Source organism: Nocardioides hungaricus (assembly GCF_054782915.1).
In genome coordinates this window covers 1-23,608 of sequence record NZ_BAAGRO010000056.1, presented here as the reverse complement: position 1 = coordinate 23,608, position 23,608 = coordinate 1, and the positions used below count along the sequence as shown (strand labels likewise).

At 72.9% G+C, this 23,608-nt stretch carries 22 protein-coding genes; 12 read left to right on the top strand and 10 right to left on the bottom strand.

What is annotated here, in order from left to right; translation table 11 throughout:
- Positions 1–24: 24 nt before the first annotated feature.
- The 4 genes from ACYVKX_RS20360 (at position 25) to ACYVKX_RS20345 (ending at position 4,578) form a co-directional block, all read left to right on the top strand.
- Entirely contained in the window at positions 25–522 is a 498-nt protein-coding gene (locus tag ACYVKX_RS20360; RefSeq protein ID WP_460835515.1) for a hypothetical protein, read from the top strand.
- On the top strand, positions 519–1,184 hold the full coding sequence (locus ACYVKX_RS20355; RefSeq protein WP_460835514.1) for a dihydrofolate reductase family protein: 666 nt from the start codon (positions 519–521) through the stop codon (positions 1,182–1,184). The genes ACYVKX_RS20360 and ACYVKX_RS20355 overlap by 4 nt, the downstream gene beginning before the upstream one ends.
- A 17-nt stretch (positions 1,185–1,201) precedes the next feature.
- Entirely contained in the window at positions 1,202–3,772 is a 2,571-nt protein-coding gene (locus ACYVKX_RS20350) for a M12 family metallo-peptidase (RefSeq protein WP_460835512.1), read from the top strand.
- A 176-nt stretch (positions 3,773–3,948) separates the two neighbouring features.
- Positions 3,949–4,578: a hypothetical protein gene (locus ACYVKX_RS20345; protein ID WP_460835511.1), complete on the top strand. Its 630-nt coding sequence runs from the start codon at positions 3,949–3,951 to the stop codon at positions 4,576–4,578.
- A 103-nt stretch (positions 4,579–4,681) separates the two neighbouring features.
- Here ACYVKX_RS20345 and ACYVKX_RS20340 read toward each other — a convergent pair whose 3' ends face one another.
- The 3 genes from ACYVKX_RS20340 to ACYVKX_RS20330 form a co-directional block, all read right to left on the bottom strand.
- The gene (locus ACYVKX_RS20340; protein WP_460835510.1) at positions 4,682–5,173 is read right to left on the bottom strand and encodes a thioesterase family protein; all 492 of its coding nucleotides are present in this window, start codon (positions 5,171–5,173) and stop codon (positions 4,682–4,684) included.
- 22 nt (positions 5,174–5,195) lie between these two features.
- Entirely contained in the window at positions 5,196–7,088 is a 1,893-nt protein-coding gene (typA, locus tag ACYVKX_RS20335) for a translational GTPase TypA (RefSeq protein WP_460835509.1), read from the bottom strand.
- A gap of 151 nt (positions 7,089–7,239) precedes the next feature.
- On the bottom strand, positions 7,240–8,187 hold the full coding sequence (locus ACYVKX_RS20330) for a type IV toxin-antitoxin system AbiEi family antitoxin domain-containing protein (RefSeq protein ID WP_460835508.1): 948 nt from the start codon (positions 8,185–8,187) through the stop codon (positions 7,240–7,242).
- A gap of 256 nt (positions 8,188–8,443) precedes the next feature.
- Between ACYVKX_RS20330 and ACYVKX_RS20325 the strand changes: the two genes are divergently transcribed.
- Together ACYVKX_RS20325 and ACYVKX_RS20320 are read left to right on the top strand one after the other, a co-directional pair.
- Positions 8,444–10,831 (top strand): NHL repeat-containing protein, encoded by a 2,388-nt coding sequence (locus tag ACYVKX_RS20325; protein ID WP_460835507.1) that lies wholly within the window; start codon positions 8,444–8,446, stop codon positions 10,829–10,831.
- A gap of 58 nt (positions 10,832–10,889) precedes the next feature.
- The gene (locus tag ACYVKX_RS20320) at positions 10,890–13,715 is read left to right on the top strand and encodes a hypothetical protein (protein WP_460835506.1); all 2,826 of its coding nucleotides are present in this window, start codon (positions 10,890–10,892) and stop codon (positions 13,713–13,715) included.
- A gap of 38 nt (positions 13,716–13,753) precedes the next feature.
- Here ACYVKX_RS20320 and ACYVKX_RS20315 read toward each other — a convergent pair whose 3' ends face one another.
- Positions 13,754–14,443 carry an aspartate/glutamate racemase family protein gene (locus tag ACYVKX_RS20315; RefSeq protein WP_460835505.1) on the bottom strand — a complete coding sequence of 230 codons (690 nt, stop codon included), beginning with the start codon at positions 14,441–14,443 and terminating at the stop codon, positions 13,754–13,756.
- A 142-nt stretch (positions 14,444–14,585) separates the two neighbouring features.
- Between ACYVKX_RS20315 and mshA the strand changes: the two genes are divergently transcribed.
- Both mshA and ACYVKX_RS20305 read left to right on the top strand, forming a co-directional pair.
- The gene (mshA, locus tag ACYVKX_RS20310) at positions 14,586–15,848 is read left to right on the top strand and encodes a D-inositol-3-phosphate glycosyltransferase (RefSeq protein ID WP_460835504.1); all 1,263 of its coding nucleotides are present in this window, start codon (positions 14,586–14,588) and stop codon (positions 15,846–15,848) included.
- Positions 15,845–16,348 (top strand): type III secretion system chaperone family protein, encoded by a 504-nt coding sequence (locus ACYVKX_RS20305; protein WP_460835503.1) that lies wholly within the window; start codon positions 15,845–15,847, stop codon positions 16,346–16,348. Before mshA ends, ACYVKX_RS20305 begins: the two co-directional genes overlap by 4 nt.
- A gap of 87 nt (positions 16,349–16,435) precedes the next feature.
- Here the strand turns inward: ACYVKX_RS20305 and ACYVKX_RS20300 are convergent, their stop codons facing one another.
- Positions 16,436–17,113 (bottom strand): response regulator, encoded by a 678-nt coding sequence (locus tag ACYVKX_RS20300; RefSeq protein ID WP_460835502.1) that lies wholly within the window; start codon positions 17,111–17,113, stop codon positions 16,436–16,438.
- Entirely contained in the window at positions 17,110–18,264 is a 1,155-nt protein-coding gene (locus ACYVKX_RS20295) for a sensor histidine kinase (protein WP_460835501.1), read from the bottom strand. Before ACYVKX_RS20295 ends, ACYVKX_RS20300 begins: the two co-directional genes overlap by 4 nt.
- Before the next feature lie 122 nt (positions 18,265–18,386).
- Between ACYVKX_RS20295 and phoU the strand changes: the two genes are divergently transcribed.
- The gene (gene phoU, locus ACYVKX_RS20290; protein ID WP_460835500.1) at positions 18,387–19,046 is read left to right on the top strand and encodes a phosphate signaling complex protein PhoU; all 660 of its coding nucleotides are present in this window, start codon (positions 18,387–18,389) and stop codon (positions 19,044–19,046) included.
- On the opposite strand, the gene ACYVKX_RS20285 is transcribed toward phoU, so the two are convergent.
- The 3 genes from ACYVKX_RS20285 to ACYVKX_RS20275 are packed head-to-tail and all read right to left on the bottom strand — an operon-like array spanning position 19,047 to position 21,196.
- The gene (locus tag ACYVKX_RS20285; RefSeq protein WP_460835499.1) at positions 19,047–19,790 is read right to left on the bottom strand and encodes a phosphoglyceromutase; all 744 of its coding nucleotides are present in this window, start codon (positions 19,788–19,790) and stop codon (positions 19,047–19,049) included.
- A 5-nt stretch (positions 19,791–19,795) separates the two neighbouring features.
- The gene (locus ACYVKX_RS20280) at positions 19,796–20,356 is read right to left on the bottom strand and encodes a copper chaperone PCu(A)C (RefSeq protein ID WP_460835498.1); all 561 of its coding nucleotides are present in this window, start codon (positions 20,354–20,356) and stop codon (positions 19,796–19,798) included.
- Between the two features lie 57 nt (positions 20,357–20,413).
- Entirely contained in the window at positions 20,414–21,196 is a 783-nt protein-coding gene (locus tag ACYVKX_RS20275; protein ID WP_460835497.1) for a UbiA family prenyltransferase, read from the bottom strand.
- Between the two features lie 144 nt (positions 21,197–21,340).
- Here ACYVKX_RS20275 and ACYVKX_RS20270 point away from each other — a divergent pair, with 144 nt between their 5' ends.
- Positions 21,341–21,826 carry a CarD family transcriptional regulator gene (locus tag ACYVKX_RS20270; RefSeq protein WP_460835496.1) on the top strand — a complete coding sequence of 162 codons (486 nt, stop codon included), beginning with the start codon at positions 21,341–21,343 and terminating at the stop codon, positions 21,824–21,826.
- 95 nt (positions 21,827–21,921) lie between these two features.
- Complete coding sequence (locus ACYVKX_RS20265) at positions 21,922–22,515, top strand: 2-C-methyl-D-erythritol 4-phosphate cytidylyltransferase (protein WP_460835495.1); 594 nt, start codon at positions 21,922–21,924, stop codon at positions 22,513–22,515.
- Here the strand turns inward: ACYVKX_RS20265 and ACYVKX_RS20260 are convergent.
- The gene (locus tag ACYVKX_RS20260; RefSeq protein ID WP_460835494.1) at positions 22,472–23,143 is read right to left on the bottom strand and encodes an IspD/TarI family cytidylyltransferase; all 672 of its coding nucleotides are present in this window, start codon (positions 23,141–23,143) and stop codon (positions 22,472–22,474) included. The genes ACYVKX_RS20265 and ACYVKX_RS20260 overlap by 44 nt on opposite strands.
- A 69-nt stretch (positions 23,144–23,212) precedes the next feature.
- Here ACYVKX_RS20260 and nirD point away from each other — a divergent pair, with 69 nt between their 5' ends.
- Positions 23,213–23,545: a nitrite reductase small subunit NirD gene (gene nirD / locus ACYVKX_RS20255; protein ID WP_460835493.1), complete on the top strand. Its 333-nt coding sequence runs from the start codon at positions 23,213–23,215 to the stop codon at positions 23,543–23,545.
- Positions 23,546–23,608 lie beyond the last annotated feature (63 nt).

The following is a 23,608-nucleotide window of genomic DNA, read 5'->3' as shown; positions in this document are numbered from 1 at the left end:
CGGACGATGGCTAATGTCCAGTCCATGTCTAGCGGGGCTAGCGGTGCGAGAGCGGTGCTGGTGCCGGGCGCGCTCGCGCTGCTGCCGGAGTACGCCGGCCTCGAGGACCCGGTCGCGGAGCTGCGGGCCGCCTGCGAGCGGGCCGTCGGATGGCTGGGCGAGGACGTCACGGTGCTGGCGTCTCCGCAGGGCCGGCGGGTCGCCGAGCACCTGCTGGCGGCGTCCTCGCGCACCGGTGCCGGCCGCTCGTACCTCGCCGTGGGGAACGGCTCCGCGAAGCGCACCGAGGGGGCGCCGGGCCACGTCGACGAGCGCGCGGTGCCGTTCGACGGCGCGCTCGGCGACGCGCTGGCAACCGGCCGGCTCGCCGGGCTCGACCTCGGCCTCTCCGAGGAGCTGTGGGCCGACACCGACGCGATCGCCGCGCTCGCGCGGGTCCTGCCGCCCGGGCTGCCGGCGACGGTCGACCTCGACGCGGACCCGTTCGGGGTGCAGTACTGGGTCGCGAGGTGGGAGTGGTGAGGGTCCTCGTCGGACCCGGCGGTGCCGACCCGGAGGACCTCGGCACGCTCTACGCCGCCCCGGCCGACCCGTGGCTGCGGGTCAACATGGTCGGCACCGTCGACGGCGCCGCGACCGGGGAGTCCGGGCGCAGCGGGTCGATCAGCGACGCCGCCGACCGTGCCGTGTTCGCGCATTTGCGCGCCACCGCCGACGCGATCGTCGTCGGCGCCGGGACCGCGCGCGCCGAGGGGTACGGCGTCGCCGGCGTCCCGCTGGTCGTCGTGAGCCGCCGGGGCGAGGTGCCGGAGCGGCTGCGGGGCGCGCCGCCGGGCGCGGTCCTCCTGGCGACCTACGCGGCCGCGGAGCGACTCGACGAGGCCCGGGACCTGCTCGGCGCCGACCACGTCCTCGTGCTCGGGTCGCACCGGGTCGACCTGGCCGGGCTGCGCCGGTCGCTGGTCGACCGCGGACGGACCCGCCTGCTCGCCGAGGGCGGGCCGCACCTGCTGCGCGACCTGCTCGCCGCCGGCGTCGTCGACGAGCTGTGCACCACGACCGTGCCGCGGCTGATCGCCGGGACCCATCCGCGGATCACCGCCGGGCCGCCGCTCGACGTACCGCTGCGCCTGCACACGCTCCTCGAGCGGGATGGGACGTTGCTGGCACGCTGGCTCACCTGACGCCCTAGGCTTCGGCCATGCCGCGCCCCCTCCGGTCCCTGGCCGCCCTCGCCAGCGCCGTCCTCGCCGCCGCCCTCCTCCCGCTCGCGGGCCCGTCGGCGGACGCCTCCGACGACGGTCCGCTCTTCCGGACGATCCCGGGCTTCACGCTCGAGGGGTCGCGGGTCCGGGTCGAGCCTGGCCAGTACCGGGCGATCCGTGTCGATACGGCGCAATTGCGCGCCCGGCTCGCCGGCTCCGACGTCGTGTCGGTGCCGACGCCGGAGGGCGGGCTGGAGCGGTTCGAGGTCGAGCCCACCGCGGTGATGGCACCCGGGCTCGCGAAGAGGCACCCGGACATCCGCACCTGGTCCGGCCGGTCGCTCGACAACCCCGGCACCACGATCGCGCTCGACGTCACCCCGATGGGCTTCCACGCCTCGGTCCGCGGCCCGGGCGGGCAGGGCGCCTGGTACGTCGACCCGGCGTACGACGCCCGGGGCACCGCCACGCACGTGAGCTACTACGGCGCCAGCGTGCCGCGTCCCGAGGAGCAGTTCGCGGAGCAGGAGCTGCCCGACGTACAGCAGTCGCTCGACCGCCGGTCGCGGGTCGGGGCGACCCGGGAGGCGGGGACCGTCGAGCAGCGGGTGTACCGGCTCGCGCTGCTCTCCGACCCCGCGTACGCGAAGTACTTCGGCGCCGCCAACGTGACCGCCGAGAAGGTCACGCTGATCAACCGGGTCAACCAGATCTACAACGACGACCTGGCGATCAGCCTCCAGCTCATCGACGGCACCGACGAGCTCAGCTTCGAGACCCGGGCCGAGGCGACCGGTCCGAACGGCCCGTGCGGCGCCCGCGGGTGCTTCGACCTCGCCGACCCCGAGCAGGGCTTCCCCGGCGACCTCCAGACCTGTTGGCCCGGCACGCTCGCCCGGATGCCGACCGTGCTCGGCCAGCTCGTCGGCGCCTCGGCGTACGACGTGGGCCACGTGATGCTCGGCGGCAGCAGTGGCGGCATCGCCGGCCTCGGCGTCGCCGGCACGGGCGAGAAGGCGATGGGCTGCACCGGCCTCCCGCGGCCGCAGGGCGACGTCTTCGCGATCGACTACGTCGCGCACGAGCTCGGCCACCAGTTCGGCGGCAACCACACCTTCGACGGGAGGCGCGGCTCCTGCGGCGGCGGCAACCGGGCGCGGGTCGCGTCGGTCGAGCCCGGCTCGGGCTCGTCGGTGATGGCCTACGCCGGCATCTGCGGCGCCGACGACCTCCAGCCGCACACCGACCCGTACTTCTCGCAGCGCACCATCCAGGAGGTCGGCCAGCGGGCCCGCGCCGCGGCCCGGGACCAGGTGGAGGTGCAGACGGTCTCGCTCACCGGCTTCGACACCGCCGGCGAGTCGATCGAGCTCGGCTACCCGGGCGCCGCGCCGGTGACCCTCACCCGGGGCGGCAACTACGACGCCCCCGGCATCGAGGCCGCGGTCGAGCAGCTGACCGGCACCGACGTCACCATCGGCCGCTGGGGCTACAACGCCGACGACAGCTTCGAGCAGTCCCCGGCACCGCTCGGGAGGCCCGGCGACGGCGGCTTCACCGTGATCTTCGCCGGCGACCCGGACCCGAAGACCGACGCCAGCGACCGGCTCGACATGGCCGCGCTGACGATCACCAGCGCCTCGGCCGGCGTGTCGGGCAAGGTCGGCGAGACCGTCCAGGGCGGCGCCGCCGGCAACGGCGGGTACCAGGTGAACCCCACCGGCAACCGCGCGCCGGTCGTCACCGCCCCGGCCCCGAGGACGATCCCGGTCCGGACGCCGTTCACGCTGTCCGGCACCGCCACCGACCCGGACGGCGACCCGCTCACCTACCTCTGGGAGCAGAACGACACCGGCGGGCGCGGCGGCACGCTGCTGACGAGCAACAACCGCAGGAGCGGCCCGCTGTTCCGGGTCTTCGGGCGGTTCGCGGACGTCTCCCGGGAGGACTCGTTCCAGAGCCCGTCGCCGGGGCAGAACCACGCGACCGGCGCCGACAGCACCCGCACCTTCCCGGACCTGCGCCAGATCCTCGGCGGCAACACCAACGCCCGGACCGGCCGGTGCCCCGACGTACCGAGCGCACGGCAGCGCCCGCTGACCGACCTCCAGGTGCTCAACTGCTACTCGGAGTTCCTGCCCGTCAAGGGGTACGTCGGCACTGCCGGGTCGAAGCGGCCCGCGATGCACTTCCGGCTGACCGCGCGCGACGGCGTACCGGGTGGCGGCGGCGTCGGATCCGACGACGTGACCCTGCGCATCGACCCGAAGGCCGGGCCGTTCCTCGTCGACTCCTTCGGCCGCAGGGGCACGCAGGTCCGGGGCGGGTCCGCGCGCGTGCTCCGCTGGCAGGTGAACGGCACCCGCAGGCTCGCGCCGTTCGTCGAGATCGTGCTGTCGACCGACAACGGCCGCACCTGGGACCAGGTCCTCGCCTGGCGCGCCAAGAACGACGGCCGCAAGCGGGTCGTGATCCCCGACGTCGCCGCCGGCCGCGCCTGGATCATGGTCCGCGCGATCGACAACTACTTCTTCGACGTCAACGACCGGGCCTTCCGGATCCGCTGACTCGGCGCGTCTTGCCCGCGCAGGAGTGCCGAGTCGGCGCGTCTTGCCCGCCCTCCTGTGGAGAAGGTGAGCAAGACGCGCCGACTCGCGGAGCGCTGGGGCGGGTCGCCGACCTGTTGGGGTGAAGTGCTGCCATTTCGCCCGCGCCGGGCGGGTCGAGGACCTACCCTCTCACCGTGCGGATGGACTGGCTGCCGGTCTCGGCGGCGCTGCTGCTCACCGGGGCGCTCGCGCTGTGCCTCGGCGGCTTCCTCCTGCCGCAGTCGGACAGCTCGGCCGAGTCGCTGCGCATCGTCCAGGAGCAGGGCGGCCGGTGGATGATCGCCGCGACGATCCTGTTCATCGGCTCGATCTGCCTCTCGCTGGGCCTGCCCGCCATCATGACGCTGCTGCAGCGGCGCGGCTGGACGCTGGGCCTGATCGCGGCGGTCGTGCTCGAGATCGGCTTCATCGGCACCGCCGGGTTCGCGATGCTCATGGGCTTCTTCCGCGCGCTGGTCAACACCGAGACGATCACGGCCCAGGGCCTCGACGAGGTCGCGACCGACGCGGGGCTCGCGGTCTTCCTCTACACCTGGATCGCCGGCCTCTACCTGGGCGAGCTGCTGCTCGGCTTCGCCCTGCTGCGTGCGGGTACGACGCCACGGTGGGTCCCGTTCGCGCTGATCGCGCACGTGCTGACGTTCCCGGTCTCCGGCCTGCTGCCGGAGTATCTGTCGAAGGCGACCGTGCTGCTCCTCGTGCTCGGCTTCGCCGGGGTCGCGATCCAGGCCACGTCCCCGCAGAACCGCCGCCGCTTCAGCTGAGCGCCGCCACCGCGCATGTAACGCCGGGTTACCCATTGTTCCCAGGGTGTTGCATCCCCGTGGGAACAAGCAGTAACCCGGCGTTACAAGTGACCGAGCCCCGTCAGCGGAGGCGGAGGCAGCCCGAGGTGGCGGCGGGGAAGGGCAGCCCGGCGTCCTCGGCGATCCGCTGGTCGAGGGTGGCGGCGACGTCCTCGGGCCACGGGGCGGTACGCCGAGTGCCCATGTCGATGTGGAGGAAGATCTCCTCCATCACGCAGCTGAGCCGCCGATGGGTCTCGTCGAGCAGGTAGACCAGCGCGTGCGCTGCCCGCTCCGAGCGCCCGAGCAGCCGCACCCGGGTCGACATCCGGTCGCCGGTGCGCAGCTCGGCGAGGTAGGTCAGGTGGTGCTCGGCCGAGAAGCAGGCGTGGCCCTGTGCGGGCCAGTTCTGCGGGATCCCGAGAGGGACCAGGGACTCGTCGAGCCCCTCGCTCGCGATGCCGGTGTAGTGCCGCACGTTGAGGTGCCCGTTGACGTCCTCGAAGGCGATCGGCACCGGCTGCTCGGCGTACGCGGGGAGTCCGGCCAGCTGGTCGTAGGTGGGGTGGCTCACGCTCCGCGACCCTACCGGGCCCCTACTTGCTCGCCTTCCGCGCTCGGCTCGCCAGCTTCGCCCGCTCGTTCTGATCGAGCACGACCTTGCGGATCCGCACCGCGTCGGGGGTGACCTCGACGCACTCGTCGTCGCGGCAGAACTCCAGGCACTGCTCGAGCGACAGCCGGCGCGGCGGGACCAGCTTCTCGAAGTTGTCGGAGGTGGCGGACCGGATGTTGGTCTGCTGCTTCTCCTTGGTGATGTTGACGTCCATGTCGTCGGCGCGGGAGTTCTCGCCGACGATCATGCCCTCGTAGACCTCGGTGGCCGGCTCCACGAACAGCACGCCGCGCTCCTGCAGCGAGGTCATGGCGTACGCCGTGGCGGCGCCCTTGCGGTCCGCGACGAGCGAGCCGGAGGCCCGCGAGCGGATCTCGCCGGCCCACGGCTCGTAGCCCTCGGAGATGTGGTGCGCGATGCCGGTGCCGCGGGTGTCGGTGAGGAACTCAGTGCGGAAGCCGATCAGGCCGCGCGCCGGCACCAGGAACTCCATCCGCACCCAGCCGGTGCCGTGGTTGGTCATCTGCTCCATCCGGCCCTTGCGGGTGGCGAGCAGCTCGGTGATCGCGCCGAGGTACTCCTCCGGCGCGTCGATGGTCAGCCGCTCGACCGGCTCGTGGAGCCTGCCGTCGACCTCCCTGGTGACCACCTGCGGCTTGCCGACGGTGAGCTCGAAGCCCTCGCGGCGCATCTGCTCGACCAGGATCGCCAGCGCCAGCTCGCCGCGGCCCTGGACCTCCCAGGCGTCCGGGCGCTCGGTCGGCAGGATCCGCAGGGAGACGTTGCCGATCAGCTCGGAGTCCAGCCGGTCCTTGACCAGGCGGGCGGTGACCTTCGAGCCCTTCACCTTGCCGACCAGCGGCGAGGTGTTGGTGCCGATGGTCATCGAGATCGCAGGCTCGTCGACGTGGATGAGCGGCAGCGCGACCGGGCTCTCGGGGTCGGCGAGGGTCTCGCCGATGGTGATGTCGGGGATGCCCGCGACCGCGACGATGTCGCCGGGCCCGGCGGCCTCGCCGGGCTTGCGCTCGAGGCCCTCGGTCACCAGCAGCTCGGTGATCCGGACGCTCTTGACCTCGCCGTCGCGGCGGATCCAGGCGACGGTCTGGCCCTTCCGGAGGCTGCCCTGCTTGACGCGCAGCAGCGCGAGGCGGCCGAGGAACGGCGAGGAGTCGAGGTTGGTGACGTGCGCCTGCAACGGCGCGCCCTCGTCGTACGTCGGCGCGGGGATCGTCTCGAGGATCGTCTCGAACAGCGGCTCGAGGTCGGGGGAGTCGGGCAGCGCGCCGTTCTCCGGCGCCTCGAGCGCGGCGACGCCCGCGCGGCCGGAGGCGTAGACGACCGGGAAGTCGAGCGCGTCCTGGCTGTGGTGCTCGTCGAGCAGGTCCATGAAGAGCTCGTAGGTCTCGTCGACGACCTCGGCGATGCGGGCGTCGCCGCGGTCGGTCTTGTTGACGACCAGGATCACCGGCATGTCGGCGTTCAGTGCCTTGCGCAGCACGAACCGGGTCTGCGGCAGCGGGCCCTCGGAGGCGTCGACGAGCAGCACGATGCCGTCGACCATGGACAGGCCGCGCTCGACCTCGCCGCCGAAGTCGGCGTGCCCGGGGGTGTCGATGATGTTGATCGTCATCGGCTCGCCGCCGGCGGCCGGGCCGGCGTACCGCACCGCGGTGTTCTTGGCGAGGATCGTGATGCCCTTCTCGCGCTCGAGGTCGCCGGAGTCCATCACCCGCTCGCCGACGCCCTCGGCCTGGTGCTCGGTGAACGCCCCGGCCTGGCGGAGCATGGCGTCGACGAGGGTGGTCTTGCCGTGGTCGACGTGGGCGACGATCGCGACGTTGCGCAGGTCGCTGCGGGCGGTGGTGGGCACGAGGGTCGAGTCTAGGCGCTGCCCGCCCTCCGGCGGTCATCCTCGTTTGTGCGGGGTGCGACACGTCGGGTTTCTCCGGTCAGCCGGTGAAACCCGACGGACACGCCGAGGCCGGCCCGGCGTGTCGTCGGGTTTCGGCGAACAACCCCTCTCAGGCCGCCCAGGTTTCGCCCCGCATGGCCGCAGAGATACGTGCGATGACGAGCTTGGGCCGGTACAGGTCGGCCCAGATGATCCGGATGCAACGCCAACCGGTTAATCCGCAGATTAGCTCCTCCCTGCGCTTCTCGCGGAGGACACAGTCCGCGACGGACTCGCCGGGTCGGCGGTGACGGAGATACTTCTCCTTGCCGTCGAACTCGACGAAGACGCCCAGCTCCGGCCAGGCGAAGTCGACCCGAGCGACGACGCGACCCGATCGGTCGCGGATCTCGACCTGCGGTTTGACTCGGGGCAGGCCGGCTCGTCGGAACATCGCCGCACTGCGGGTCTCGCCGGCCGATTCGTGGCGCTTGTTCGCGTGCATGAGGACCAGCGGCACCGACAGGGAACCGGGGTCGTAGCGCATCCCCTGAGCTCGCCGGATGAGCAGGGGGATGGTGGTCTCGCCGGCGTACAGGAGTCCGTCAACGACCACCAGGGCATGTTCCTCGTCCGTCATGGCGATCACATCGAGCGCGGTACGGGTTGCCGAGGTGATCGGAAGTCCGGCGCGGATCGTCGTGTCCTCGACCCGCAGATCACCGCGATGGGGACGTCGGCCGGCATTGTGCCGATCAGCCTTGCGGTCGACCCGGGCGACATGGGTCTCGTCGCCGAGATCCCAGACCGGGCCGCCGAGGACTCGTGCGGCGCTGGGACCGGCGAGCAAGGTCGGCGTCCGGGCGTTCCTCAGGACCGCGCGACACATCAGGTCGTGTCGGCCGCGTGCATCGAGCTGCTGCCAGTGCTCGGCGTACGTGTAGGCACCGTGTCGGATCCGGTGGAGGACGCCGCGGCGGAGCAACCGCGCGATCGCCTTGTCGTGGTAGCCGGTGGCCAGCAGGTCCGCCGTGGTCATCAGGTTGTCGTCGGTGAGGACGATCTTGGGTGAATTCATCATGCGATGGGCATCCCGCATCCCCGTGCAGCGCACCCCCGGCGGTCCCGCGCCTGGGGAGAGCCGGGCGCCGCACCGCCCCTGTGGACGCGAAGTGGGTCGCTCGCGCTGGGGTTGTCGTGCGAAACCCGACCGACACGCCGGGCACGGGCGGCGTGTCGGTCGGGTTTCTCCGGTCAGCCGGTGAAACCCGACGTGTCGGCCACCTTCACGGAATCGCCACCCGGAAGGGTGGGGCCGCCCTAGAATGTGACCCATGGGGGGCGCGCTGCTGCGTGCACGGGAGCATGTGCTGATGTGGGGGGTCGCGACGACGGTGGTTGTCGCGGGCCTCGCGGTGCTGTCCCCCGGACCCGCCGCCGCGGTCGGCACCGGGAGACCCGTCGCCGTCGCCGTCGCGGCCGACGGTACGTCGTACGTCGGCTTCGCCTCGGGCCGCCGGCTGCTCCGCCTCACCCCCGCCGGCGAGGTCGACGGCTCGATCCCGCTCGACTCCGACGCGCCGCTGACCGGTCTCGACGTGGCCCCGGACGGCAACGTCTGGGTCGACTACGGCGACAGCGTCTCCGAGCTCTCGCCCGCTGGCGAGCTGCTCACCCACTTCTCGCACGACCCGGCCGTGAGCTGTCCGGCCGACCGCGCCCACGACCCGACCCGCTACGGCGGCATCGAGGTCACCGACGACTACGTGCTCGTCGCCGGCCGGTGCGCGGCGACCGTTGGCGTCTACGGCAAGGGCGGCGACCTCAAGGCGACCATCGACCCGCCCGGCACCGGCCTCCCGGGCGGCGTCGCGCTCGCGCCGGCGTACCAGGGCCTCCCGTCGCGGCTCTACGTCTCGGTGCCGGCGTCCGGCAAGGTCTTCATGTACAACGCCGGCACGCTGCGCGGCGACCCCGAGCCGGTGCGCACGCTGACGGTCCAGAAGGCCTACGGGTACGCCGACCCGGAGCCGGTCGACGTCATCGCGGACGAGAAGGGGCAGCTCGGCGTCCTCGACCAGGCCAACAACGCGCTCTACTTCTACAACGGCACCGACGACTACTGGTTCTACCGCGCGCTCGGGCACCCGCCGAGCCCCGCGTCCGACCGCGGCTTCCTCGACCGGCCGACCGCGGTCGACCACGCCGGCGGCAGCTTCAAGCGCGGCCTCTGGGTCGCCGACATGGGCAACGGCCGGATCCAGCAGTGGGACCACATCGGCACCACCTCCTGGATGACCGACACGATGCCGCCCGGCGACCCGGGCGCCCCGGTCAACACCGTCCTGCCCGAGATCGAGGGCCGGCCGTTCGCCGGCGACGAGCTCACCTGCAACACCGGCACGTGGGACGGCGTCGCGCTCTCCTACGACGTGAGCTGGCTGCGCGACGGGCTGCCGCTCGCGTCCGGGCAGGCGACGTACGCCGTCAAGCAGGCCGACGTCGGCACCGAGCTCACCTGCGTGGTGGTCGCGCGCGGCGCCGACGGCGCGGGCAGCGCGCCGGCGGCCAGCGAGGCGTTCCCGATCCCGGGCGCCGACTCGCCGCCGTACGTCGTGGAGAGGCCGGCCATCCAGGGCACGGCGCGCTCGGGGTCGATCGTCCGCTGCACCCGCGGGACCTGGACCGACCAGAACCCCACGTCGTACTCCTGGGGCTGGCTGCGCGACGGGCAGCTGCTGCCCGGCACCAACGCGCCGGAGTACCTCGTCACCGACAACGACGTCTACCACGAGCTCACCTGCCGGGTCGCGGCCGGGAACGGCAACGGCGTCGGCAAGGCGGCGCTGAGCGACCCGGTGGCCGTCGAGCAGGGCGGTGGTGGCGGCATCGACCCGCCAAAGAACCTCACCAGGCCGCGCATCGTCGGCGAGGCGGCTGTCGGCGCGGTGCTCACCTGCGAGCCCGGCACCTGGGACAACGCGCCGGTGTTCACCTACGTGTGGCGCCGCGACGGCCAGCCGATCGGCGGCTCCGAGAAGGACCGCTACGAGGTCCTCGGCGACGATCTGGGCCGGGAGCTCACCTGCCTGGTCACCGGCACCAACCCGCGCGGCTCCGACGCGGTCAGCTCCGCCCCGGTCCGCCCGCGCGGGTACGTCGACCCCGGAGGCGGCGGCACCGGCTCCGGGACGACCTGTCGAGGCACGCCCTCGGTGCAGATCGACAACGGCGCCGCCTACGCGCGCAAGCCGTACGTCGCGCTGCGGATCAAGGCGCCCTCGGGGGCCACGGCGGTCACGATCTCCAACGACGCCGGCTTCCGGCGGGCCGACACCCGGGCGCTGGCCTCGTCGTGCGTCTACCGCTGGACCCTGGACAAGAGGGCCTCGAACAGGCCGCAGGCCGTGCACGTCCGGTTCGTCGGCGCGGCCGCGGCCGGCACCGTCACGGACAGGATCGTCGTCGACGCCCGCCCGCCGGTGCTGAAGAGGGTCTCCGCGCGCTGGAGCCGCGCGCGCTGGGCGTGGGTGCTCTCCTTCCGCGTCAAGGAGGTGGGCACCGGCCTGGCCAAGGTGCAGGTCGGCAAGTCCAAGCGCGGCGCCCGCACGGTGAAGTGGGGCCGGCCGGTCGGCTCCGCCGACAGCAGCCAGCTGCGCTGGGTGCGGGTCTGGGACCGGGCCGGCAACAGGTCCGGCTGGTATCACCTGAGGAGCTTCTAGGCCGCGACCGGTCCAGTCACCTCCGGTGATCGCGGACGATCCCGCTTACCCTTCTCCCGTGCGCGGCTTGCCCCCCCTGGGCCGCTGGATCGGCCTTGTCATGATCTGCGCCGGGCTCGGGACGGTGTCCTTGGCGCGCCCGGACGCGGCCGTCGCCGCCGTGGCGCGGGCCTCCGCCGACGGCCCGACCGCGGTCGCGATCGCGCCGAGCGGGACGACGTTCGTCGGGTTCTCGGGCGGCGGCAGGGTCCAGCGCCTGGCGGCCGGCAACGGCAAGCCGAAGGGCACGATCAGGCTTCGAGACGACAGCGCCGTCGCCGGGCTGTTCGCGACCAGTGGCGGCTCGCTCTGGGTGAACCAGGAGAGCGGGGTGTCGCTGCTCGGGGCCAACGGCCGCGTGCTCAGCAGCTTCGAGCACCAGCCGCTGCGCAGCTGCGGCGACGACGCCCCGGCGTCGCGGTACGGCGGGATCACCGCGAACGGCGACACGGTCTACGTCGCGAACCAGTGCCACGGGAGCGTCTCGGTCTACTCCCGAGACGGCCGCCTGCGCGCCACGGTGGACCTGCCGGGCGGCGGCTACCCCCGAGGCATCTCCTACGGCGTCGCGCAGGCCGGCAAGCCGGCCACGCTGTACGTCGCCATGCCGGACCGCGGCGTCGTGCTCGCCTACCGGGCCGCGTCGCTGCGCAGCTCCTCGAAGCCGATGCGGACCTACACGGTCCGGAAGCCGTCGGGCGGGAAGAAGCCGCAGCCGGCGGGCGTGGCTGTCGACAAGTGGGGCCAGCTGACGATCAGCGACCTCGCGAACAACGCGGTGTACCTGGTCGACGCCAACAACGACTTCTCGCTCTACCGCACCCTGGGCCACCCGCCCCGGGCCAGCCGGGCGGCCGGCCGTCTCAACGGCCCGAGCGCCCTCGCCCAGTACCCGCAGGACGGCAGCGGGATGTCCGGCGACCTGTTCGTCGCCGACACGAACAACACCCGGGTGCAGCGGTGGAACACCAGCGGCTACACGTACTGGGTCAAGAAGGTCAAGGCGGGCAGCTCGGGCGGCTCGGGTGGCCCTGGCGGCCCCGGCGGTCCCGGCGGCCCAGGTGGCCCCGGCGGCCCGGGTGGCCCCGGCGACCCCGGTGGCCCCGGCGACCCCGGTGGCCCGGGCGACCCCGGTGGCCCGGGCGGCGAGGGCCCGACCAACACCGAGCGGCCGAGCGTCGGCGGCACCGCGGCGGTCGGCCAGACGCTGACCTGCCGGCCGGGCACCTGGACCTCCAGCGGTGGCCCGTCGGCAGGCACCACCGTGTTCACCTACCGGTGGCGGCGGGAGGGCACGACGATCGCGTCCGCGACCTCGCAGACCTACACCGTGGTCGACGCCGACCGCGGCCAGACCCTGGACTGCGTGGTCCGCGCGAGCAACAGCATCGGCTACAACGAGGCGACCTCGCCGGGCGTGGTCGTCGGCGGTGGCCCGGGCGCCGGGACCGGTCCGGTCAACCTCACCCCGCCGTCGGTCACCGGCAGCACGCTGCCCGGCAGCGTGCTCACCTGCGACCCGGGCACCTGGTCGGGCGCGGGCGTCTCCATCGGCGTCGTCTGGACCCGCGACGGCACCACCACGGTCGGCGTCGGCACCACCTACGTCACCACGAACGACGACATCGGCAAGTCGTTCACCTGCACGGTGACCGCGTCGTTCGCGGCCGGCAGCACCGTGCTGACCTCGCCCGCGGTCACGGTGACGGGCGGATCGGGCCACGCCCCGGCCAACACCACGCTGCCCTCGGTGTCGCCGTCGGGGATCGTCGCGATCGGCACCACGCTCACCTGCAGCCCCGGCGCCTGGACCGGCGTGACCGAGCCGTACGGCTACCTGTGGTCGCGCAGCGGCGCGACCATCAGCGGCGCGACCACCGCCACCTACACGCCGGTGGCGGCCGACGCGGGGAGCACGCTGGTCTGCACGGTCATCGGCAGGAACGGCTACGGCAACGGCGCCGCGAACGCCGCGGCGGTCACCGTCGCGGACGCGAACCCGCCCTCGAACACCGGCCCCGGCACCACCCCGCCCAGCCTGTCCGGCTCGGGCGCCGTCGGCACTGCGCTGACCTGCGACCCGGGCACCTGGACCGGCACCGGGATCGGCTACCGCTACACGTGGAGCCGCGGCGGCGTACCGATCGCCGACACCGGCGCGGACCGCTACCTCGTGCTGTCCGCGGACGTCGGGACCAGCATCGCCTGCACGGTGACGGCCAAGAACACCGCCGGCACCAGGACGGCGACGACCCCGGCCGTGAGCCTCGACGGCGTCGTCGTCGGCGCGCCGACCCCGCTCACGGCCCCCTCGATCACCGGCACCGCGGCCGTCGGCCAGACGCTGACCTGCGACCCGGGCACCTGGACGGGCGCGCCGACCGGCTACCCGACGATCTGGCAGCGCGACGGCGTGACGGTCGCCACCGGCACGACGTACGTCGTGGCAGGGGCCGACACCACGGCCACGCTGCGCTGCGTGGTGATCGCGATCAACGGCGCCGGCAGGGGCGCGGCGCGGTCGGCCCCGGTCGGCGGCGGCGCGTGCCAGGGCGCGGCCGGCGTCGTGATCAACGACGGCGACGCCGCGACCACCTCGCCCGACGTCCAGCTCTCGATCCGGGTGCCGGCCGGCACGACCTCGATCGAGATCTCCAACAGGCCCGACCTGTCCGGCGCGTGGACCGTGGCCCCCTCGGGGACCTGCAGCTATCCGTGGACGATGGAGTCGATCCCCGGCCTGCCGCTGTCCTGGTCGGTCTACGTGCGGTTCAACGGCGCGGGGACGATCTACACCGACATGATCGAGATCGACCAGCCGGCCATGCTGATCCGCCCCTGGTGACGACCGCGGAGGTCAGGCCAGCGCGTCAGGCCAGCGCGTCAGGCCAGCGCGCGGTCGAGCGCGGCCGCGACGTGGAGGGTCGTGCAGGGGAAGACCGGGATGTCGGCGTCGGCCTGGCGGACCAGCAGCTCGAGCTCGGTGCAGCCGAGGATCACCCCGCCCGCGCCGGCGTCCCAGAGCTCGTCGATGAGCGAGACCACCGTGCGCCGCGAGGAGTCGAGCACCTTGCCGTGCACGAGCTCGTCGTAGATCACCCGGTTCACGGTCTCGTGGTGCCGCTCGTCGGGCACGTGCACGGTCAGGCCGTGCGAGGCGATCCGGTCGGTGAAGAACGACCGCGACATCGCGAACGTCGTGCCGAGCAGGCCGACCTCGCTCAGCCCCTGCGCCCGGCACGCGTCGGCGACCACGTCGGCGAGGTGCAGCAGAGGGATGCCGACCGCGTCCGCGACCTGGTCGGCGACCCGGTGGAACGTCGTCGTGCAGAGCACGAGGAAGTCCGCACCCGCGGCCTCGACGCCGCGGGCGGCGCGCACGAGGATCTCGGCGACGTCGTCCCAGCGCTCCTCTGCCTGCAGCGCGGTCACCTCGGCGAAGTCGACCGACACCATCGCCGTACGGGCGGAGGAGAGGCCGCCCAGGCGCTGCTCGACCCCCTGGTTCAGCGCCTCGTAGTACGCCGCGCTGCTCTCCCAGCTCAATCCGCCGACGAGTCCGATGGTCTGCATGGGAGCCACTCTGTCAGAGAACCGGTGGAGTCAGAGAGTCCGGTGGAGCTGGTCGCGCCGAGCCCGCGCGCACTAGACCGGGGAATCATCGGGGTATCGGGCGTGTTCACCATGGTTGACCTCCAGACCCGACGAACCCGAGGTGGACGTGGCCGCGATCCGGCGTGTGGCGATGATCAGCCTGCACACGTCCCCGCTCGACCAGCCCGGCACCGGTGACGCGGGCGGCATGAACGTCTACGTGATCGAGCTGTCGAAGCGGCTGGCCGCACGGGGCATCGAGGTCGACATCTTCACCCGCGCCACGAGCTCGTCGCTCGACCCGGTGGTCGACTGCGGCGGCGGGATCACGGTGCGGCACATCCACGCCGGGCCGTTCGAGGGGCTGGCCAAGGGCGAGCTGCCCGGCCAGCTGTGCGTCTTCGCCCGCGAGGTGCTGCGCGCCGAGGCGTCCCAGCCGGTCGGCCACTACGACGTCGTGCACTCCCACTACTGGCTCTCCGGCCAGGTCGGCTCGCTCGCGCGCGACCGGTGGGGCGTGCCGCTGGTCCACTCGATGCACACGATGGCCAAGGTCAAGAACGAGGCGCTCGCCGAGGGCGACTCGCCCGAGCCGGTCGCGCGCGTGATCGGCGAGGAGCAGGTGGTCGAGGCGGCCGACATGCTGGTCGCGAACACCGACCTCGAGGCCAAGCAGCTGATCAACCTGTACGACGCCGACCCCTCGCGCGTCGAGGTCGTCCATCCGGGGGTGGACCTCGACGTCTTCCGGCCGCGCGACCGGCGGCAGGTGCGCGCCGAGCTCGGCCTGCCGGGCGACGCGTCGGTGCTGCTGTTCGCCGGTCGCATCCAGCCGCTCAAGGCCCCCGACGTGCTGCTGCGCGCGGTCGCCGAGCTGCTGCGGCGCTCGCCCGACCTCCGGTCCCGGCTCGTCGTGCCGATCGTCGGCGGGCCGTCCGGGTCCGGCCTCGAGCACCCCGAGTCGCTCGCCCAACTGTCCACGTCGCTCGGGCTCGACGGCGTGGTCCGGTTCGTGCCGCCGGTCGCCCAGGGCGACCTGGCCTGCTGGTGCGCGGCCGCGACGCTGGTGGCGGTGCCGTCCTACAACGAGTCCTTCGGGCTGGTCGCCGCCGAGGCCCAGGCCACCGGCACCCCGGTCGTCGCCGCGGCCGTGGGCGGGCTGACGACCGTCGTACGCGACGGGCACAGCGGGCTCCTCGTCGACGGCCACGACGCCGGCGCCTGGGCGGACGCGCTCGGCCGGGTGGTCGCCGACGACGAGCTGCGGGTCCGGCTGGAGGCCGGGGCGCTGGAGCAGGCCCGCCGGTTCTCGTGGGAGCGGACCGCCGAGCGCACGCTCGGCGTCTACGCCCGCGCGAGCGCCGACCTCAAGGAGACGGTGTGACGGACGCAGCGCAGGCCATCCGCGACCACCTCGCCGCGAGCGAGGTGGAGTTCGAGGAGGTCTCCGACGGCGTCTTCTCCTTCTCGCTGCCCGGCGAGAGGAAGCTGCAGACCGCGGTCCGCCTCGACGTCGGGCCGCACGCGCTCGGCGTGCACGCGTTCGTCTGCCGCGCGCCGGACGAGAACCACGAGCGCGTCTACCGCTGGCTGCTCGAGCGCAACCTGCGGATGTACGGCGTCGCGTTCGCCGTCGACCGGCTCGGCGACATCTACCTCGACGGCCGCCTCCCGCTCGCCGCCGTCACCCCCGACGAGCTCGACCGGCTGCTCGGCTCGGTGCTCACCTACGCCGACGAGTCGTTCAACTCGATCCTCGAGCTCGGCTTCGCCTCCTCGATCCGCAAGGAGTGGGAGTGGCGCCAGCTGCGCGGCGAGCCGACCGCGAACCTCGAGGCCTTCCGCGGCTGGCTCGAGTCCGGCGACGATCCGTCCGCTCGTTGAGTTGGGCCATATTCGCCGTCGAGTTGGGCCTCATTCCGGGAACAACGCCCAACTCGGGTGCGACTTCTGCCCAACTCAACGGGCGGGTCAGAGGTCGAGCTTGTAGCCCAGGCCGCGGACGGTGACGAGGTACTTCGGCTCGCTGGGGTCGGGCTCGATCTTGGCCCGCAGCCGCTTGACGTGTACGTCGAGCGTCTTGGTGTCGCCGACGTAGTCCGAGCCCCACACGCGGTCGATGAGCTGGCCGCGGGTGAGCACCCGCCCGGGGTTGCGGAGGAACATCTCGAGGAGCTCGAACTCCTTGAGCGGCAGCCGCTGCGCCTGGCCGTCGACGGTCACCACGTGCCGCTCGACGTCCATCCGGACCGGGCCCGCCTCGAGCGTCGAGGGCGCCAGGTCCGGCTCCTGGCCGCGGCGGAGCACGGCGCGGATGCGCGCGACCAGCTCGCGCGGGGAGTAGGGCTTGGTGACGTAGTCGTCGGCGCCGAGCTCGAGGCCGACGACCTTGTCGACCTCGTCGTCCTTCGCGCTGACCATGATCACCGGGACGCTCGAGGTCTGCCGGATCTGGCGGCACACCTCGGTGCCGGGCAGGCCGGGGAGCATCAGGTCGAGCAGCACGATGTCCGCGCCGTTGCGGTCGAACTCGGTGAGCGCCGTGTGCCCGTCGGGTGCGATCGCGACCTCGTAGCCCTCCTTGCGCAGCATGTAGGCGAGAGCGTCGCTGTAGCTCTCCTCGTCCTCCACGACGAGCACTCTCGTCATCGCGTGGCCTCCTGGTCTCTGTGGGTGGTGCGGGCCGAGTGGTGGCGGGGCAGGGTCAGCGTGAACGTCGACCCCTGCCCCTCGACGGACCACACCCGGACGTCCCCGCCGTGGGTGGCCGCCACGTGCTTGACGATGGACAGCCCGAGTCCCGTGCCACCGGTGGAGCGGTGCCGGGCCGGGTCGACCCGGTAGAACCGCTCGAAGATCCGGTCGATCTCCCCGGGGGGGATGCCGATGCCCTGGTCGACGACCGAGATCTCGACCATCTCGCCGTCGAGCTTGGTCGAGACCAGGACGGTGGCGTCGCACTCGGAGTACGACACCGCGTTGGCGACCAGGTTGGCGACGGCCGCCGTCACCTGCTCCTCGTTGCCGAGCACCTCGAGGTGCGGCGTACCGCCGGTCACGATCGAGATCCGCTTCGAGTCCGCGTCGATCGCGCTGGTGTCGACCGCGATCCGGATGACCTCGTCGAGGTCGACGACCACCGGCGCGTCCAGCGGCTCGTCGCCCTGGAGCCGCGACAGCTCGATCACCTGCTGCACCAGCCGGGAGAGCCGGTCGCTCTCGGTGAGCATCCGGTGCGAGAACCGCTTCACGGCCTCCGGGTCGTCGGCGGCGTCGTGGACGGCCTCGGCGAGCAGCCGGATGGCGCCGACCGGCGTCTTGAGTTCGTGGCTCACGTTGGCGACGAAGTCGCGGCGTACCGCCTCGACCCGGCGCTCGCGGGTGCGGTCCTCGACCAGCGCCAGCACCAGCCGGGCGCCGAGCGGCGCGACCCGCGCGGTCACGTGCCGCGCGGGTGCGCCGGGGCGGCTCATCAGCAGCTCGGTCTCGCGGATCTGGCCGTCGCGCCGCACCTGGCGGACCAGGTTGGCGAGGTCGTCGGAGACCAGGGCGGTGCCGCGCACCAGACCCATGGCGTACGCCGGCGCGGAGGCCTTGAGCACGACCTCGTCGTCGTCGACGACGACCGCGCTGCTGCGCAGGACGGAGAGCACGGTGGCGACACCGACGGGGACCTGCGGCTCCTCGGCGGGCGCGGTCCGGTGCTGCTGGCGGTCGCTGACGTGCCACGCGAGCACGGCCCCGCCGGCGACAACGGCTCCGATGAGCGCGGCGAGGAACGCCTGCGTCGTCGCATCCACACCCTGAATCGTACGAGCCATTTCATCCCGAGTTCGCCCGGAGGCGGTGGGCTTCGAGATGTTCACCCCGCGTTCACGAGTTCTCCCCGGCTGGTCACCTCGCCCACTTAGGCTCTCCTGTCATGCGAGAGGCCTTCAACGAACAGCTCGACGGCATCTTCCGCGACCTCGCGGAGATCTGCGGGAACGTCGAGACGTCCGTCCGGCTCGCGACCGAGTCGCTGCTCGTCGGCGACCCGGGGATCGCGGAGCGGGTCATCAGCGGCGACGTCGAGATCGACCGCGCCCGCGAGCGCCTGGAGGACTCGGCGTTCCTGCTGCTGTCGCTCCAGCAGCCGGTCGCGAGCGACCTGCGCATCGTGGTGGCCGCGCTGCGGATGGTGAGCGACCTCGAGCGGATGGGCGACCTCTCGGTGCACGTCGCCAAGATCGCCCGCCTGCGGGTGCCGAACGTCGCCGTGCCCGGTCCGATGCGCCCGACCGTCGAGCGGATGGCCGAGGTCGCCGAGGAGATGGTGCGCCAGACCTCCAAGGTCATCGCCGACCGCGACGTCGACGCCGCGCGGGAGCTCGCCGACGCCGACGAGGAGATGGACCAGCTGCGCAGGTCCAGCTTCACCGAGCTGCTCTCCGCCGACTGGGCCCACGGCGTCGAGGCCGCCGTCGACGTCGCCCTCCTCGGCCGCTACTACGAGCGGATCGCCGACCACGCCGTCTCGGTGGCCAACCGGGTCGTCTTCGTCGTCACCGGCGAGAACCCGGCGTCGGTCGAGGCCTCCTGATCAGCGACCCTGGCTCGCGACCGCGGCGGCAGCAGTGGCGGCGGCAGCGGGGTCGAGGTAGCGGCCGCCGGGGACGGTCGGGCGCAACTGCTCGTCGAGCTCGTAGACCAGCGGCATGCCGGTCGGGATGTTCAGCCCGGCGATGTCCTCGTCGCCGATGCCGTCGAGGTGCTTGACCAGCGCGCGCAGGCTGTTGCCGTGCGCGGCCACGAGCACGGTCCGGCCCGCGCGCAGGTCGGGCACGATCGAGGACTCCCAGTACGGCAGGAAGCGCTCGATCACGTCCTTGAGGCACTCCGTGCGCGGCAGCTCCTCGCCGAGGTCGGCGTACTGCGGCTGCCCCGCCTGCGACCACTCGCTGTCGTCGCCGATCGGCGGCGGGGGTACGTCGAAGGAGCGGCGCCAGAGCATGAACTGCTCCTCGCCGTACGCCTCGAGGGTCTCCTTCTTGTTCCTGCCCTGGAGGTCGCCGTAGTGGCGCTCGTTGAGCCGCCAGGACCGGCGCACGGGGATCCAGTGCCGGTCGGCGACGTCGAGCGCCAGGGCCGCGGTGTTGATCGCGCGGCGCAGCAGCGAGGTGTGCACGACGTCGGGCAGTACGCCGGCGTCGCGGATCAGCTCGCCGGCGTGCGCGCCCTCGGCCCGGCCCTTGTCGTTGAGCGGGACGTCGACCCAGCCGGTGAAGAGGTTCTCGGCGTTCCACTCGCTCTCGCCGTGGCGGAGCAGGACGAGGGGGTAGGTCACCGCGCTCACTCCTCGCCGGCGGGGGACTCGACCGCGCACTGGTCCTCGCCGGCCGCGGCGCCGTCGCCAGACTCGTCGAGGCCGGCCCACTCGTTGCAGCTCGGCATGACCGGGACCTCCATCTCGACGGACCCGCCATCGCCGAGGCCGATCGTGAGGTTGACGAAGTCGCCCGCCGTGAGGTCGCCGGTGACGACGACGCCGCCGGCCTGCGCGAGGTTCACCAGGCCGCCGGCCGGGATCTCGATCGGGGAGAACTTCGCGACCTCGAGGGGCAGGGGCTTCTCGTCGCCGCTCGGGATCGTCTCGACCGTCATGGACTCCACCGTGGCCGCCGCATCGGTGACGTTGTTCGCGAACGACGCGACGAAGGTGCCGGAGCCCTCCTGGGCGGAGACCACCGTGGCGCCCAGGACGTCGACCCTCGCGTCACGGTCGTTGGCGCCCGCGGCCGGCGTGTACTGGCGGTCGGTCGCGTAGTCGAAGCCGCACGACGAGAGCACGGTGGCGAGCGTGAGCGCCCCCGCGGCGGCGAGCACGCGGGAGGACCTGCGGAGCTGCATCATCTGGGCCTTCACGGTCGACTGGATTGCGTGCGACAGCCTAGCGGCCCGCACCTCGGCTCACCGCGCCAGCCCGGCGCTGTTCCCGACCACCAACAGCGCGGCGATGACGACCACCGTCCACGCGAGCGCGAGCACCAGCAGCCGGGTGGCACCGGTGCGCAGCGCGATCCGCAGCGGCAGGTGCCGGATGCCGTCCTCGTGGTCGGCCACGAGCCCGGGCAGCGCGCACAGCACGTGCACCCCGGCGCCGAGCGCGGCCGCGAGCGCGACGATCGCCACCCGCGGAGGGGCGCCGGTGGCGTCACCGCCCCACCCGCCGTAGGAGAGGAAGAACGGGTAGAGGCCGTAGGCCACCGCCCACGGCAGCCACGACAGCCGGCCGCGGCGCAGCACGACGTTGCCGAGCAGCCCGACCGCCAGCGAGGCGAGGTACGCCGCCCCCGCGGTCAGCCCGCCCTGGACGGAGAGGGGGACGACGAGCAGCACGGCGCACACCAGTGCGAACCAGGCCGTGCCGGGCTCGAGGTAGCCGTCGGCGATCGGCTTGCCGCTCGGCAGCCGGGTGGCGTCGCGGGTGCGGTCGACCAGGTCGTTGTGCCAGCCGAGGATCGCCTGCCCGACGAGGACCGTGGCGAACACGAGGGCCACCTCGCGGCCGGCCCGGCCGGTCAGCGCGGCGGCGATCGCCAGGCCGCCGGCGGTGAGCAGCGCCTGCCGCGGGTGGGCGGCTCGGAGCAGCAGCACCGGCGTCGTGTGGGCGAGCGTGCGGCGCCGTTCGGGACGGGGCGGCTCCGACGCGGTGACCTCGGGATCCTTGCGGCGGCGCAGGGTCGGCGACATACCCCGCAGTATCGGCGACCGGCCCCGCCCACCACATCAACCGCGTTTCTGTCAAGCCCGCATTGGGCCGCTGACCTGCGCAAACGCCGAGGGCGCACTCCGGGCGCGTGTTAGGATGACCATCTAGGAAGGGGTACCTGACACATGACTTTCACTGTCGGCGAGACGGTTGTTTACCCGAATCACGGGGCCGCGGTCATCGAGGACATCGAGATGCGGACCATCAAGGGAGAGGACCGGCAGTACCTGGTACTCCGCATCGTCGCCCAGCAGGACCTGGTCGTGCGCGTCCCGGCCTGCAACCTGGACCTGGTGGGCGTGCGCGACGTCGTCGACAAGGAGGGCCTCGACCGCGTGTTCGACGTCCTCCGGGCCGCGCACGTCGAGGAGCCGACCAACTGGTCGCGCCGCTACAAGGCCAACCTGGAGAAGCTGCACAGCGGCGACGTCATGAAGGTCTCCGAGGTCGTGCGCGACCTGTGGCGCCGGGAGCGCGATCGCGGGCTGTCCGCCGGCGAGAAGCGGATGCTGGCGAAGGCCCGCCAGATCCTCGTCTCCGAGCTGGCGCTGGCCGAGCACACCAACGAGGACAAGGCCGAGGCACTCCTCGACGAGGTGCTCGCCTCCTGATCCACCCGGACACCGCGCGAGGCCCCCGGAGCGATCCGGGGGCCTCGCCGCATCTGTAGGTCGCATCTGTAGGCCGCATTTGTAGGCTCGCCACCGTGGAGTCCCTCGGCACCGTCCTCGAGCAGGACCGCGGCCACCTGCCGTTCGCGCTGATCCACGGCGAGGCGCTGGTCGCCGCGGCCGCGTGGGCGCTCGGCGAGGCCGGCGTGACGCCGGTCGACACCGGGACGAGGTGGCCGGCGCTCGTCGCGGCGGGCGAGCCGGTCGTCCTGCACGACTCACTCTGCCCGATGACGCCGCCGGACTTCATCGCCTCCTGCGTCGAGCGCGCGGTCGAGCACGCGTGTGTCGTCGTCGGCGTGCGGCCGGTGACCGACACCGTCAAGGTGGTCGAGGGCGGCCTGGTCGGCGCGACCCTGGACCGCTCCGCGCTGATCGCGGTGGCGTCGCCGGTGGTGCTGTCGCCGGACGTCGTGGCGGCCCTGGACGGGCTGCCGTCGACCGAATTCGTGGCCCTGGTGGCCGCGCTGCGGGCCCGGTTCCCGGTCGAGTTGGTCGAGGCGCCGTCCGCCGCTCGCCGCGTGGGCTCCGAGGAGGACGTGCGGGTCCTGGAGGCCCTCACGGGGCCCCTCGGGACAGGGTCTCTCACGTCAGCCGCAGCGCGAGCTCCAGATCCTCGGGGAACGTGATCTTCAGGTTGGCCGGCGAGCTCGGCACCGCCGCGACCGGCACGTCGGTGTAGCGGCTCCAGCAGGCCGCGGTGTCGGTGCCCTCGAAGCCGTCCGCCTCCGCCGAGGAGTACGCCGCCAGCAGCTCGCGCGCCCGGAACGCCTGCGGCGTCTGCACGCCGTCGAGCTCGGCCGGCAGCGGCCGGCCGTCGAGCGCCAGCAGCCCGGTGAGGCGGACGCACGGGATCGCCCCGCCCGTGGACCGCGCCGCCTCGATGGTGGCCTCGAACAGCGCAGCCGCCGCGAGCGGCCGGGCGCCGTCGTGGATCGCGACCACGTCGACCGCACCGGACTCGACCTCGGGGCGCAGCGCGCGGAGCGCGCTCCACTCCGACGCGTGCCGCGTGGCGCCGCCCTCGACCAGGCCGACCTCGGCGCCGCCGAGGTGGGGGGCGAGGGCGTCGGCCACCAGGTCGAGCTCGCCGGGGCGGACGACCACGAGCACCCGGCGTACCTCCTCGACCGCGAGCGCGGCCAGCACCGACCAGGCCAGCACCGGCCGGTCGCCGAGGGGGAGCAGCACCTTGTTGGAGGCGGCGCCGACGCGGGCGCCCGCTCCCGCGGCGAGGACGACGACGGCGGCAGGCACGGCCCTGAGTTTTTCACGGCTGTCACACGGCGAAACAGGCACGTCACAACCCGCTCCTACGTTCGGGGCATGGAGTGGCAGCCGGTCTGCCGGGTCGAGGACCTCGAGGTCGAGCGCGGTGCCACCGCACTCGTGCACGGCCAGGCGCTGGCCATCTTCCGGACCCAGGACGGCCGTGTGTACGCGCTCGGCAACCACGACCCGTTCGCCAAGGCCTCGGCGATCGCCAAGGGGATCGTCGGCGTCCGGGACGGGGTGCCGTTCGTCGCGTCACTGGCGCACAAGCACGCCTTCGACCTGCGCAGCGGCAGGTGTCTCGACGACGACCACGTGGCGATCCCGGCCTACGACGTGCGCATCGCCGACGGCATGGTGCTGGTCGGGCACCGGCAGAGCACCTAGCGATCCTTGGTCGTTAGAACTTTGACGGTTGTCTTGAGTTTCAGGCGGCGTTGAGTCGTGCGT